The sequence below is a fragment of the Tritonibacter mobilis F1926 genome, assembly GCF_000376545.2.
Classification (GTDB): domain Bacteria; phylum Pseudomonadota; class Alphaproteobacteria; order Rhodobacterales; family Rhodobacteraceae; genus Epibacterium; species Epibacterium mobile.
Window position 1 is genome coordinate 3024190 of the sequence record NZ_CP015230.1, and the last position, 13244, is coordinate 3037433.

Genomic DNA, 13244 nt, shown 5'->3' on the forward strand with positions numbered 1-13244 from the left:
CCTGCCCTTTTCCATGCCGCGCCTTGGGCAAGCGCAGACCACCACATCCATCACCACATTCAATGAGGATATCATGAGCAAGATCAAAGAACTGCGCGAGACCGCACAGAAACTTCTCACCGAGGCCACCAGCCTGCGCGATGGGATCACCGACAAAACACCGCTGGACGAGGCGCGCGCCGCCAATGACAAGTTCGACGCGATGATGGATCAATACGATGGTCTCATCAAAGAAGCCGAGCGCGAAGAGCGGGCGGCAAAAGCACAGCGCGAGGCCGAGGAACGCCGCGAGCAGGAAGAGCGTGCAGAGCGCGAGAGCCGCCGTCCGGGTCAGGACGAGACCCGCCATCAGCCCGACGCGGATGTGAGCGAAGAATACCGCGAGGCCTTCCGGCTGTATCTGGCCACCGGGGCGGATCTGTCGGAGCTGGACCGTGAAGCGCGCGAGGCCCTGCGCCGGGGCTACCGCGAAGACCGGGCGCAAAACGCGGGCACCGGCGCGCAGGGTGGCTTTTTGGTGCCCACCACGCTGGCGGGCTTTATCAATGTGGCCGCTGCCGCCCATGGCCCGATGATGGATGGGCAGATCGCCACGGAGATCAACCTCGCCAATGGCGCGCCGTTTGATCTGCCGACGGTGGATGACACCACCCAAGAGGCCAAACCCCACACGGAGGGCGATGAGGGCAAGGATGATGACAGCGGTGACATTGCACTCGGCAAGACCACATTGCTGGCCTATGCGCTGGCGACGCCCTGGATCAAATGGTCCTTTGAGCTGGCGCAGGATTCCGCCTTTGGCTTTGAGCCACTTCTGGGCAAGCTGATCGGCGAGCGGATCGGGCGCAAGGGCAATGCTTGGCTCACCACCGGCAGCGGCAACAATGAGCCTCTGGGCTTTGTCACCGGTGCGCCGGTGGGCCATGTGGCCACTGCCACCGATGCACTCACCTTTGATGAGATTCTGGATCTGGAGCACTCGGTGGACCCGGCCTATCGCGGTGGGCCCAAGGTGCGCTACCAGATGCATGACCAGTCGGTGAAGGCGCTGCGCAAGCTCAAGGATGGCAATGGCCGCTATCTGTGGTCCGATGGCGATGTCACCAAGGGCGTGCCTGCCACGCTCAACGGGCGGCCTGTGTCGTTTAACCAGGCGATGGCGCAGATCGGTGCGGGCACCAAGCCCATCGCTTACGGTGACTTCTCGGAATATTACGTGCGCAAAGTGGGCAATCCGCTTCTGGGTGTGGCGCGCGAGAAGTTCTTCCCCAACCTCGCCATTATGGGGGTGCATCGCATCGATGGAGCCCCGGCGCAGACCAAGGCCATCAAGGTCCTGCAGATGAAAGCGGCCTGAGCCATGGCGATGGAGCGTCTTACCCCACCGGCAGAGGTGCCGGTGGATCTCGCCCAACTGCGCGCGCATCTGCGGCTGGAAGAGGGCGAAGAGGATGGTCGCCTGCAGCATTGTCTGGATGTGGCGGTGGCGCAGTTTGACGGCGACGACGGCGAGCTGGGCCTCGCGCTAGTGCATCAGGTCTGGCAGCAGAGCTTTCCCCATGTGCCCGGGGCGGGTGGATCGGTGGAGCTGATGCTGGGACCGGTGGCCTCGGTGGATCAGATCGAGGTCTATACCCCTGCGGGAACTTGGGATGTTGTCACATCGCCAGAGCTCTTTGAGCTCGGTGGGCGGTTCTATGTCCAGGCGCGCGACTGGCCCCGCCCGGGGCGTTGCCCCCTGCCCCTCAAGATCCGCTTTACCGCGGGCTTTGGCACGGCTGCCGATGTGCCCAAGCCCATCTGCCATGCCATCCTGCTCTTTGCGGCGCATCTCTATGAAGCACGGGAGGTTGTTGTGTTTGGTGAGACCCCGGTGGAGGTTCCGGCCTCAATCAACCGCTTGGTGTCCTCTTACAAACGCTGGTGGCGATGACCATGCGCGTTGCTGAGCGAAGCGCAAAGGTTCAGTTTCTTGCGCCACATAAAGAGGATGATGGGTATCGGCGCGCGACAACCTTTGAGCCCGTCGGTCCGGTGATATGGTGCAAACATATCCCCGTGAGCGATGGCGAGAAGTGGCGCAACGGTCAGGTGACCGCTTCACAGATGTCGCGTTTCCAATGTCTGGCTTGGGGGATTGCATCAAAGGTCACGCCGCAACACCGGCTGAGGTTCCGGGGGAAAGACTACGAGATCCTGGGCGTGAAGGACATCGGCGACGGGCGCAGATATCTCGAGATCACGGCTGTTGCTAAGGTCTAGCGATGGTTTTTGAGATGCAAGTTGAGGGCTTCAGCGCGCTGGAAGAGGAGCTGGACGCTCTGAGCAAGGTGGCAGGCAAAGGTGTCTTGCGCCGCGCGCTGAAAACCTCGGCAGAGCCAATGGCCAAGCTGATGCGGCTGGCGGCTCCTCGAGGAGATGGTGATCTGGTGGAAAGTATCGCGGTGAGTGACAAGCTCTCCCCACACCAGCGTGCCCAGCATCGCAGGATGTTCCGTGATGACCGGGCGGCTGTTGAGATGTTTGTGGGGGCTGGTCCGCTGCCACAGGCGCACAACACGGAGTTCGGCAACGAACACCAAGCCCCGCAGCCCTGGGCGCGTCCGGCCTGGGACCGCGATCACCAGGCCATGCTGAAGCGCTTGGGCGAGGATCTCTGGGCGGAGCTGTCCAAGGCCATCGCCCGCGCTGAGCGTCGTGCGGCCAAAAGGATGTAGCAATGCATATTGAACTGCGCGCCATCTTGCGCGCCTCAGCCCCGGTGGCCGCACTCTGCGCCAACCGTGTCGATTGGGGTGCGCGCCCGCAAGGCGATGACTACCCGGCCATTGCCTTGCACCAGGTGGGTGGCACCCAGGGACATACGCTTCAGGGCACTGACGGTCTGTTTCAAGGGCGGGTGCAGGTTGATTGCTACGCCCTTCACTACAGCGAGGCCAGAGCATTGGCGCAAGCCGTGAAGCTGACACTGGATGGCTACCGGCAAGACGGCTTTCGAGGCGTGTTTCTCATGGAGGAACGCGACACATCGGAACGCGGATCGAATGAGGCAGACCGGCCCTGCCGCGTTTCCTTGGATTTTTTTGTAAACTGGAGGACAGCTCATGTCTGAGACCCAAGCCGATATCGGCTATAACTCAACGTTTGGAATGGCCGAAGCAAAAGCCGGGCCTTTCCCTGCGCTTGCGGAAGTGACCAGCATCACGCCACCGGGGCTGTCGCGTGACGCCATCGATGCCACGCATTTGAAGAGCCCCGAACAGTTTGAGGAGTTCATTGCCGGCATCAAACAGGCCGGCGAGGCCAAGATGGTGCTGAACTTCACACCAGCGGTGTATCAAACGCTGGTGGCGGCTTTTGATGCGGGCAAGCAATGGTGCCAGATCGGCTGGCCTGATGGCTCGACCACATTGACGTTCCTCGCAGTGATCACTGGCCTCGAGGCAGGTGAGCTGAACAATGACAAGATGACGGCAACGCTGACGGTAAAACCCTCCGGCAAGCCTCTATTGGCGGTGGCATGATGGCGAACTCATTCCTGGGAGAAACCGAGGTCTCCGCCGATGGCAAGATCTGGAAACTGCGCTGTGACTTCAATGCGATGATCGCGTTCCAAGAGGCAACGGGCATGGATGCGCTTGATGCCTTTGAGGGGGTGGAAGAGGACAATGTGGATTTTGTCATCCTGCGCCACATCATGCATGCCTTCCTGCAGCACCACCATGAGGATGCCAGCTTGAAGGATGCGGGCAGCGTCTTGAGCGCCGATCTTGATGCTGTCTCGCGGGTGATCGCCTCTGCCTCGCCGGAACTGGATGAGGGCGATACATCGGGAAACGGCCCGGCGGTCGCGGGAAGCGCGGCCTAGATTATCTCGCTTTGTTGCGGGCCTATGTTGCCGCTGGGTTTGATCCGGCGGCTTTCTGGTCTCTGACGCCCCGTCTGTACTTCGCGCAAATGCAAGGGGCGCGAGACAGGCTGCAGCGTGAGCAGCGGGATCGGTCCTGGTTGGCGTGGCATGTCGCGGCCCTGATGCGGGCGGATCAGATCCCCGATTTTACGCAATTCGTGGAAGGTGCTGCGGCCAAACCGCAGCCGCCTGAGGTGCAAAAGGCAATGGTCCTGGCGCTTGCGCGCGCCTGGGGCGCTGATGAGGTGACATGACAAAATCAGTGATTGGCGCTCTGCGGGTGAACCTGGGGCTTGATAGCGCCAAATTCGAGCGGGGCAGCAAACGGGTTCAATCGCCTCTCGCGGGCATGAAGAAACAGTTCCTCGCTGTCGCGGCTGCGGCCTCGGCGGCGGGGGGCGCGATCACCGCTGCAGCCCTTGCGGGGGCGCGGGATCTCGACAAGGCCGCCAAATCGGCGCGACGTCTGGGCGCGTCCATTGGGGCATTCCGGGCGCTGGAACTGGCGGCAGGGGAAGCGGGTGTCAGCCTGTCGAGCCTGACAAATGACATTCAGACCATCGATCGGGAGATTGCCGCAATCGGCACATCTGGCAATGCGCAGCGGGCGCTGGATGCTTTGGGTCTCACTGTGCAGGATCTTGCGGATACGGATGCGGATCAAAAGCTGGCGCGTATTGCGGATCGGATAAAGGCATTGGGGCTGAGCACGGGTGAGGCCTCTGCGGTGCTGCGCGATCTTGGCGTGCGCAATCGGGAAATGGTGCTTTTGATGTTGAGCGGCGGTGACGCTATCCGGCAGGCGCGCTCCGATATTGAAGACTACGGCCTGGCGGTGCGTGGTGTTGATGCGGCTGAGATTGAGCTGGCCAATGATCGCATCGCCCGCCTTGCGCTGGTCAGCCAATATGCCAGCCAACGGTTGGCGCAAGCCTTGGTGCCCACCCTTGGTCGCCTGGCAAAGGCCATGACAGACAGTCTGCGCGAGGGGGGCACGCTGCGGGCCGTGATTGATGGGCTCACAGGTAATTTGCAGCGGATGGGCAGCTATCTCGCCGTGGCGGTGGCTGGCTTTGGCACACGCTATGTGGCGGCCCTAGTGGCGGCCAAACTGGCCACGGCAACCCTATCGGGGGCGCTGGTGTTTTTACGGGGCGCGCTCATCCGCACCGGGATCGGTGCCTTGATCGTTGGCGCAGGTGAGCTGGTCTATCAGCTGTCGCGTCTGATCAGCCGTTTGGGCGGGTTTGGTGAAGCGCTTCGGCTGATGAAAGCCGTTGCAGGCGAGGTCTGGGAGCGCATGGGTCTTGGGGCCTCCTCGATGGGGGCCTCGTTAAGTGCCACCTGGGATCATGTCAGCAGTGGCTTTTACGAGATGATTGCGACCTTGCAGACCCGCTGGTCGATCTTCCTGCGCAATCTTGCGGGTGCGATGAATGGGATTCCCGGCTTCAAATGGGTTGTGGAGGATTTGCACGGGGCGTCGGTGAAAGCCCGCGCGGCCTCTTATGAGACCACCTCGGCGGCAGATGGCTATTTGGCCTCTGCGGATGCCGCCCGGGCGCGGGCGGATGTCTTGGCGCAAGCCGCGCAACGCCCGCTGTCGAGTATGGAAGTGCTGCGCGAGGCCATGCGCAAATCGCGCGAGGAATCCGAGAGTGGCGCGATTGCGACAGATCGGGTGACAGAGTCTCTGACGACACTTGGCAGCGAGGGCGGCAAAGGTGCGGGACGTGCCTCTGAAGCGGTGGAGGGGCTGGCGCAAGAGTTGCAGTCGGTCAAATCCGCCGGTCAGTCGGCGTTTGCAGGTTTGGTGACGGGGGCCAAGAGCTTCAAGGAGGCGCTGAGCGAGGTGGCCTCCAGTCTGGCAACGGCTTTTGCCAACAAGGCGTTCAGCTCTCTGTTTGGCAATGTCTTTGAGAATATTCCCGGCTTTGCCAATGGCACGCTGTCGGCACCAGGTGGGATTGCCCTTGTGGGCGAGCGAGGTCCGGAGCTGGTCAACTTGCCACGCGGCGCGCGGGTCTCAACCGCACAAGCCACAAGAGGCGCGCTTTCTGGCGGTGGCGTTGCGGATATTCGTGTCTTTGTCGATCAGGATGGAAACTGGCGCGCTGCCGTTGAGCAGATCGCCGGGGCGATTGCCGTGCAGACCTCCTCAGCGGCGATGCAAATGCAAGATCGCAAGACCTCCGGAAACTTGCAAAATCACTTGAATAGGAAGGGTTGATGAAACGCCCCATTGTGACGGTGCCTCACGAGCTGTTGCGGTTCGTGGAGGTGGATTGGGATATTGATTGGCGCGGCCAATCCAATGGCGACACCACCGGCGGCAACTCCGCCGTTGTCTTCAACAAATTCCCGCGCTGGATCGGATCCCCCAGCCTGTTTTTGGATACGGCTGCGATGGCCATGTGGCGCACGGTGCGCGCGCAAGCCCAGGGACGACTTGGGATCTACAAGCTCACCATGATCGACCCGGTGGGGTTTGACGGAGATCGATCTCAGCAACCGCTCGGCTTTGCAGGTGGTGGCCTGTTCGCAAGCGGGGCTGGCTTTGCGCATGACCCGCTGTGCTTTGCCGACAGCGATGCCCCGGCGGGGGCAACGCGCATCGTGATCTCTGGTGCCGAACACAGTCCCAGACCCGGGCAAATCATGAGCCACCAGATGTGGCCGTTTGTGGTGACATCCGTTGAAGAGCGGGCCGGTGGTGTGTGCGCTCTGGAGATCCAGATGCCGCTGCGGGGCGCGATTGCCAGGGGAGATCCGATCCGCCTGCAGGGACAGGGGCTTTTTGAGGCCGTCGAGGAGGGAATGGGGCGCAGCAGCTATGGTTTGGCGATGGTGTCCCGCCCCAGGTTGAGCTTCCGAGAGGTATTGAACCGATGAGCTTCTTTCCCGAGGGCTTTGATCCCGGTGGCACACTCAAAGGTGGTCTGGATCTCTGCGCCATTGAGACGCCAGACGGGCCCGCTCGCTTTATCATTGGCACGGATGGGGTCTTTGTTGACGTCAACGGGGATCAGTGGTTCGGCACGCAGCTCGCCTCGGTCTCGAGCCTGGGGAGCGCGCTGGACGGACAAGCGCCGGAAGGCTCTGTCACCCTGTCGTTCTTCCAGGATCCTGATGCAGACGATCTGATCGCGCAGGTCAAAGCACTGGGCTTTGCCTATATCGCGGGCCGCAAGATCACCTTTTATGTGCAGCCCTGCGCCTCGATTGAGGAGTTCTATGCGCCCAAGGTCGCCCCGGTTCAGTGGATGCAGCGCACCATGCGCTCGCTGACCTTTGGGGTGAGCGGCGCGCAGGATCGATCCATCACGCTGGGGTTTGAGGCCTGGACGGAAAACCGGCGCGCCGCCCGGCGCATCGTTCTCAACACCGAAGGGCACGCCAAGCTGATCGGGCATGACAACCCCTCGCTCAAACATATGCCCACCACGGATTTTGAAGAGGAAAAACTGTTCGGATGACGCCACTGTATCAAGAGCTGCATGCCTGGATGGCCAAGCCATTCATCTGGGGCGAGACGGATTGCATGATCTGCCTGGCGGATTGGGTGCTGCGGGTCACAGGGAAAGATCCCGCGGCCTCTATTCGTGGGGTTTATGACAGCCGCGGATCTTGTCAGCGCGAAACCGGCTTTCTGCGCCATCCCGTGGACGCGGTGGAAGCCTGTCTGGACACCATTGGAGGTTTGCCGCGCGTCAGCCTGCCTTCACCGGGGGATGTCGCTGTGCTGATGTTGCGCGATGGTGAGGGGCGGCATGCGCCCTGCGGCGGCATCTGGTTGGGCACGGCGTGGGGCTGCAAAGGTCTCAGCGGCACGACCACCATTAAACCTGCGGGTGTTCTTGAGGTCCTGGCCATCTGGGGAGTTGGCTATGACGCGTAGTGTATTGTTCGCCGCCTTACTGGGATCCACCATGCTCTCGCCGCGACCGGCGGAGGCGGCCCCTGTTGTGGCCTTTGTGGGCGGCGCACTTGGGGTTGGGGCCAGCACGGCGCTGGCAGCCACGGCGGCCTATGCCTCAGGGGCTGCATTTGCGGGCACTTTGGTGGGTGGGTTTGTGGTGCGCACTGTGGTCGCTATTGGTCTTTCGGCCCTGGCCGCCAAACTGGCCCCGTCGCCTGCGGCGGCGAATGCCTCTCCGATTGAGCGCATGGTGAACTTTGCGCAGCCGGTGTCTTATGCGGAATGGGTCTATGGGCGCACGAGAAAGGGCGGCCCGATTGGATTTACCGGGTTTGCAAATGACAAACGCTGGTATGTTCCCATACTCGCCGCGCATCCGATCAAAGGCGTGGTTCAGCATCGTTTGGATGAGCGGATTGTCAGCCTTACCGATGCGGTGGACACCAACGCCAGCAATATCTCGGAAAACCCAATTGCAGGCTATGGGCGCGTTGATGTTTTTACCGGAGATCCCGGGCAAGCGGTGCATGCTGGTCTTGATGCCGCCTTTGCAGAGATCACCTCAGAGTTTGACTTTGAGGGGCTGGCCGGGGCTGTGATCTGGGCGGCGCGACCGCCAAACGAGTCTTACACGCAGGTGTTTCCTGGGGGGCGTCAGTGGCAGTACTCACCGGTGCTGGATGGGAAGAAGGATCTCTATGATCCGCGTGACGGTCAGTACAAGTTCTCATCCAATGCGGCCCTGGTGTTTGCGGATTGGTGCGTCAATGTCATGGGGCGGGAGGTCGATTGGGATGAGATCGCGGATGAGGCAGACGCCTGTGATCTCGTTGAGCCGGATGCGGCTGGCATTCCCCGCAAAAGATGGGAGCTGAATGGCACGCTGTCTGATGAGCAGGATTATGAGACCCACCGCGCACAACTGGCCACGGCCTGTGATGCTTTTGTCTATGATCGCACGGATGGCAAAGTTGGCTTCACTGTCGGGCGCTGGCTGGAGCCTGAGCTGACGTTGGGGCCTGATGACTTTCTGTCGTTTGAGCTCACCGAGGGTCAATATGGGGCCGATGCGCCTGATGAGGTCGCAGCGCTTTATACCGAGCCGGACAATGGGTGGCGGGAAACCCCCAGCGGGGCCTGGGTGGCGCGCATTGCGGCCAAGCCTGTCACGGATCAGCCGCAGATCTTCATGGTCACCAATCACTTCCAGGCGGCCCGGCTCAACAAGCGCTTGGCCCGCTCAAAGCACGCCCAGTATCAACTGAGGGGCACCATCGGCATGAAGGGGTATGAGATCCTCGGGGGCCGATCTGGGGGGCGTGCGCATCGGTTTGTGCGCTTTGTGCATCCTGAACTGGGGCTGGATCTCTATCTTGAGGTTGGGGAGATGGCGCGCGAAAGCCTCGGGCTGTTCTCGCTCTCTGCCAATACAGTGCAGCCGGATGACTTTGCATTTACGGCGGCAGAGGAGCCTGCGCGCCCGACATATGAGGCGGTTGAAGGGCAAACGGGCGTGCCGGTCCCATCGGGCTTCCACGTCGCGACTGCAGGCAATGGCGCGGCCACGTTTGAGTGGGACGCGCAAAGCCCGGCTTACCTTCAGGATATCCGTTATCGGCGGCTCTCATTCCTGCCCCTCTGGACGCAGAGCGCAGTGGGGAGTGAGCAAACAACGCTCAACGTGTCAGATCTGGTGTCTGGCGAAGACTATGAGGTGCAAATCAGAAACCGGTCCAACGGGCTTGGTGTCTCTGATTGGTCGGCCTCGGAAACATTTACAGCATAGGTGACAATCATGGTGGCACTTACACCTGAGGGGGTTCTCTACGGGAACCCTCCTCGATCAGCGCATGCTCCGGAACGGGATGACTTCCTGGCTTGGATGCGGGCAACGGAAAGCCTCGCGGGGAGCGGCAGTCTGACGTCGTTCAATGAGACCCTTGCGGTGCTGCAGGCGAGACCGGCGGTGGCGGATGGCAAGTTTGCCCTGGTCATCAGCGATGCCGAAGAGGCTGGGGTTTACGAGCGGGTTGCAGGTGATTGGCAAAAGGTCGCGGGGCTTCCTGCGATCTTTACCGAAAGTCTTGCTGCCGTGCGTGCGGAAGCCGCCAGAGATCTGGCGCAAGCCTATGCCGCTGCTGCCTATGCCAGCCGACAAGAGGCGGCCGAGATCGTGGGGTTTGATCCCACCCTTTATCTGCTCAAAACAGGTGGCCACATCACCGGCAATCTTAGTGTCGGCGGGATGGCGTCGGCGAATAAAATTCTTGCAGGAGCTGGTTCTGGCTCGGTTGGCCTCACAATCAATGATGGTCAGGGGAACAGCAATCTGACCTTTAACCATCAGGGCGGAGTACCAGACAATGACTCACCAGCCCAATCTGCTGCACGCATCGTTTCTGATACTGACGGCAACACCGCTCGTCTCGCATTTGAGTTGGCAAATAACACCACAAAGGGTCAGTCAGTAGATACTATCAATGTCTTGGACTTAACCCTCTCAAGCATTCGGCTCTTTCGCGACACAGTTGTCGAAGGTGCACTGTCTGCCGACAGAGCTGCTGGATATTGGGTCGCTACAAACTCCGAAGCCGGAGGTGGGACCAATAACGACAAGATTATGACGCCGAGGCGCACCGCTTTTAGCATCGATGCAAATCAGGCGGTGAAGGCTTGGGTGAACTTCGATGGGGCAAATGGTGCCATTCGTGCCGCTCACAACGTCTCGTCCGTGGTCCGGAATGGGCAGGGCAATTATGCCGTGAACCTTGCCACATCGATGGGTGACACGAACTACGCCACCTCCGGAACTGTTGGCGTCGACTCCCCAACCGCCGCAGTCGCTTCCCTTTGCCCTGATCCGTCCAACAGTACCGCCACCAGTGTTGCGGTCAGATGCGGATACACAAATCAGGGGACTGGTGGGTTCTTGGCCATCGATCCCGAAGTGGTCTCAGTGCAAGTCACGAGGTAAAAACATGTCAGACACATTGATCATTTATAAAACTGAAGATGGCGGGGTCGCTATCTTGACCCCTGTCACCAGCTGCGGCCTCACGGTAGAGCAAATCGCGGCCAAGGACGTGCCGACAGGTCGGCCCTACAAGATCGTTGATCGATCAGAGCTGCCAACAGATTTTTCCGAGCAAGACCGCTGGGCCGTCGATGAGGCGCATCTGACCGATGGCGTGGGCGCAGACTATGGCGTCGGGTCGAAGAACCCTTTTGTGATGCCCGAGCCGTCTGAAGACGAAGCGGTTGAGGAAGAGCCCGCCACCCCAGAACAGGAGCCCGTCACATGAGCATTATCACGATCAGGCCGAAAACCCCGACAGGCGCAGATGTGAATGCAGAGCGCGACCGGCGGCTGCATATGCAGCCATTCACCGTGGCGGGGTACAACGCAACCATTGTGGTCGAAGGGGACGCATCGGACCGGCAGAACCTGTTGGCACTCGGCACAATCGCCCAAGGGATGATCGAGGCTGGCAGCACCGACCTGATGCAATACCGCGATGGCGCAAATGTGGTTCACGCACTCACACCCGCCCAGATGCATGAGCTTTGGATGAAGGGGGCCGCGTTGATCTCAGCTGTTTCGCGCGCGTCTTGGCTGCTGAAGGATGATCCCAACGGCATCCCCGCAGACTTTGCGGAGGACAGCTATTGGCCCGCGTGATCGTACTAGGTTCGGCACCGCACCTCTTCCCTTTGACGCCAAATTGAGAGCAGTACATGGCAATGATTGAAAATAGCGACCGTGGGATAACATTGAACAAATCCCTCGCATGGACCGTGGCCTGTGCCTTGGTTGGCGCAGGGCTTTGGGTGGGCATTCAGGTGGCCACCTTGCGCGGGGAGACCGCTGGTCTATCCCAAACCATCAACGGGCTGCGGGTGGATCTCACCGCTTCTGAAGCGCGCCAAGCGGCGCTGACCTCGCGGGTGCGCGCCAATGAGACGGCGCTTGCCCGTCAGGATGAGCGCCTGTCGCTGATCCTCTCCACCCTGAACAAGATCGACAACCGGCTCGAGCGCATGGAGCGCCTGCCGATCCGCTGATCCCTCCACATTCTGAAACCATCCCAAGCCCGCCTGCGGGCTCTATTGCCATGGAGATCCCCATGAAACTCACACCCAATTGGAAAACCACCCTCACCAGCGCCTGGTCGGTGCGGCTGTTGATCCTCGCCGCTGTCATCTCGGTGCTGCCGGTCTTCGTCTCGCTGGTCAGCCCGGATCTTCTGGGCCTCGATCCCTTGGTCTTTGCCGGGATTGCCGCCCTGGTGAACCTCATCGCCATCCCGGCGCGGATCCTGGTGCAGCCAACCTCTGGCCTGTGGGCGGCCTTCCGGCGCGATGAAAGCGGGGCCGTGCGCAAACGCACCATTGGCGTGCTGGCTGGCGGCAGTGTGGCCCTCGCCTCCGCGATCAGCTTTATCGGCCAGTGGGAGGGCCTCAGGACAAAAGCCTACCGCGATGTCATCGGCGTCTGGACCGTCTGCTATGGTGAGACCAAGGGCGTGCGCCCCGGTGACAGTTACAGCAAAGCTGAATGTGACGCGATGCTGGCCCGCGAGATCATCGCTTATGAGGCGGCACTGGATCGATGCCTCACCGCTGATGTGCCCATCGGCATGAAGGTGGCTCTGGTCTCCTGGACCTACAATATCGGCCCCGCCGCCGCTTGCCGCTCCACATTGCTGCGCAAAGCCAATGCAGGCGATCTCACAGGGGCCTGCAATGAGCTCCCGCGTTGGAACCGTGCAGGTGGCCGGGTGATCCGGGGGCTCACAAACCGGCGCATGTCAGAGCGCGCTATGTGCTTGAAGGCGTTGGAGGCGTGAGGGCGATCACCCTTGTGGCCGCCCTGGCGCTGATCGCGGTGGTCGCGGGCCTTGCCTATCAGCGCGGGGCCTCCGACTGTCGCGCCCGCTATCAAGCCCGCGCGCTCGCGCAGATCGAGCGGGCCAATCAACTGGATCGCGCCCGCATTGCCAGCGAACGCGCCCGCGCCACCCTTGCCAGAACCCTCGAGGAGAAAGCCCATGCGGATCCTGTTGCCGTGCCTCGCTGCCTTGGCCCTCAACGCCTGCGCCGCCTCAACCATCTCCGTTAAAAGCACCGACCCTTGCGCGGAGCCGGTGCTGCTGCCGGAGCGGTGGTTGTCGGATCAGGAGGTCGAGCTGCTATGGGCGCGGGACCGGCGCGCGCTTCTGGACTGTGGTGGGAAGGTCGAGGTGCTCAGTGGGAGGGGGTGATGGGGTACGTTTTGCGGTGAATTTATTTATCTAAAATAGCGTTTTAATCGCATAATCACAAGCGGGACCGACAACCTCCCATCTGTGCGTAGCCACTCTCGCCGGTTCGCTGCCCGCAGTGCGAAGCCTCATGCATTACATGGGGCTTCGCCTC

Annotated in this window: 19 protein-coding genes; all 19 read left to right on the top strand. The window is 61.2% G+C overall.

All coding sequences use genetic code 11. The features are described from left to right. The first annotated feature begins 73 nt into the window (after positions 1–73). The 19 genes from K529_RS14250 to K529_RS14340 all read left to right on the top strand — a co-directional run bounded on the left by K529_RS14250 (position 74) and on the right by K529_RS14340 (position 12948). Positions 74–1357 carry a phage major capsid protein gene (locus K529_RS14250; RefSeq protein ID WP_046002367.1) on the top strand — a complete coding sequence of 428 codons (1284 nt, stop codon included), beginning with the start codon at positions 74–76 and terminating at the stop codon, positions 1355–1357. Between the two features lie 9 nt (positions 1358–1366). After that, on the top strand, positions 1367–1933 hold the full coding sequence (locus K529_RS14255; protein WP_227512328.1) for a head-tail connector protein: 567 nt from the start codon (positions 1367–1369) through the stop codon (positions 1931–1933). A 2-nt stretch (positions 1934–1935) separates the two neighbouring features. After that, the gene (locus tag K529_RS14260) at positions 1936–2262 is read left to right on the top strand and encodes a head-tail adaptor protein (RefSeq protein WP_110590724.1); all 327 of its coding nucleotides are present in this window, start codon (positions 1936–1938) and stop codon (positions 2260–2262) included. Between the two features lie 2 nt (positions 2263–2264). Then, positions 2265–2717 (top strand): HK97 gp10 family phage protein, encoded by a 453-nt coding sequence (locus K529_RS14265; RefSeq protein WP_005636646.1) that lies wholly within the window; start codon positions 2265–2267, stop codon positions 2715–2717. A 2-nt stretch (positions 2718–2719) separates the two neighbouring features. Further along, positions 2720–3112, top strand: coding sequence for a tail completion protein gp17 (gene gp17 / locus K529_RS14270; RefSeq protein ID WP_005636649.1), 393 nt, complete (start codon positions 2720–2722; stop codon positions 3110–3112). Further along, positions 3105–3524, top strand: coding sequence for a phage tail tube protein (locus K529_RS14275; RefSeq protein ID WP_005636651.1), 420 nt, complete (start codon positions 3105–3107; stop codon positions 3522–3524). Before gp17 ends, K529_RS14275 begins: the two co-directional genes overlap by 8 nt. Further along, entirely contained in the window at positions 3524–3868 is a 345-nt protein-coding gene (locus K529_RS14280; protein WP_005636653.1) for a hypothetical protein, read from the top strand. The genes K529_RS14275 and K529_RS14280 overlap by 1 nt, the downstream gene beginning before the upstream one ends. A 140-nt stretch (positions 3869–4008) precedes the next feature. Beyond that, positions 4009–4164: a hypothetical protein gene (locus K529_RS23495; protein WP_157859741.1), complete on the top strand. Its 156-nt coding sequence runs from the start codon at positions 4009–4011 to the stop codon at positions 4162–4164. Next, entirely contained in the window at positions 4161–6140 is a 1980-nt protein-coding gene (locus K529_RS14290) for a hypothetical protein (protein WP_052699537.1), read from the top strand. The genes K529_RS23495 and K529_RS14290 overlap by 4 nt, the downstream gene beginning before the upstream one ends. Then, positions 6140–6802, top strand: coding sequence for a hypothetical protein (locus tag K529_RS14295; protein WP_005665322.1), 663 nt, complete (start codon positions 6140–6142; stop codon positions 6800–6802). Before K529_RS14290 ends, K529_RS14295 begins: the two co-directional genes overlap by 1 nt. Then, on the top strand, positions 6799–7386 hold the full coding sequence (locus K529_RS14300) for a hypothetical protein (protein ID WP_005665323.1): 588 nt from the start codon (positions 6799–6801) through the stop codon (positions 7384–7386). Before K529_RS14295 ends, K529_RS14300 begins: the two co-directional genes overlap by 4 nt. After that, complete coding sequence (locus K529_RS14305) at positions 7383–7808, top strand: DUF6950 family protein (protein WP_005665325.1); 426 nt, start codon at positions 7383–7385, stop codon at positions 7806–7808. The genes K529_RS14300 and K529_RS14305 overlap by 4 nt, the downstream gene beginning before the upstream one ends. Beyond that, a complete protein-coding gene (locus tag K529_RS14310) occupies positions 7798–9615 on the top strand; it encodes a phage tail protein (protein ID WP_227512329.1) in 1818 nt (605 codons plus the stop codon). The genes K529_RS14305 and K529_RS14310 overlap by 11 nt, the downstream gene beginning before the upstream one ends. A gap of 159 nt (positions 9616–9774) precedes the next feature. After that, entirely contained in the window at positions 9775–10803 is a 1029-nt protein-coding gene (locus K529_RS14315; protein ID WP_204149970.1) for a hypothetical protein, read from the top strand. Positions 10804–10807: 4 nt separating this feature from the next. Then, positions 10808–11131 carry a hypothetical protein gene (locus K529_RS14320; protein WP_005629795.1) on the top strand — a complete coding sequence of 108 codons (324 nt, stop codon included), beginning with the start codon at positions 10808–10810 and terminating at the stop codon, positions 11129–11131. After that, entirely contained in the window at positions 11128–11508 is a 381-nt protein-coding gene (locus K529_RS14325; RefSeq protein ID WP_005629797.1) for a DUF4376 domain-containing protein, read from the top strand. The genes K529_RS14320 and K529_RS14325 overlap by 4 nt, the downstream gene beginning before the upstream one ends. 56 nt (positions 11509–11564) lie before the next feature. Then, positions 11565–11891 carry a hypothetical protein gene (locus tag K529_RS14330; protein ID WP_005629800.1) on the top strand — a complete coding sequence of 109 codons (327 nt, stop codon included), beginning with the start codon at positions 11565–11567 and terminating at the stop codon, positions 11889–11891. 62 nt (positions 11892–11953) lie between these two features. After that, the gene (locus K529_RS14335) at positions 11954–12676 is read left to right on the top strand and encodes a lysozyme (protein WP_052699560.1); all 723 of its coding nucleotides are present in this window, start codon (positions 11954–11956) and stop codon (positions 12674–12676) included. Then, complete coding sequence (locus K529_RS14340) at positions 12673–12948, top strand: hypothetical protein (protein WP_046002899.1); 276 nt, start codon at positions 12673–12675, stop codon at positions 12946–12948. Before K529_RS14335 ends, K529_RS14340 begins: the two co-directional genes overlap by 4 nt. Positions 12949–13244 lie beyond the last annotated feature (296 nt).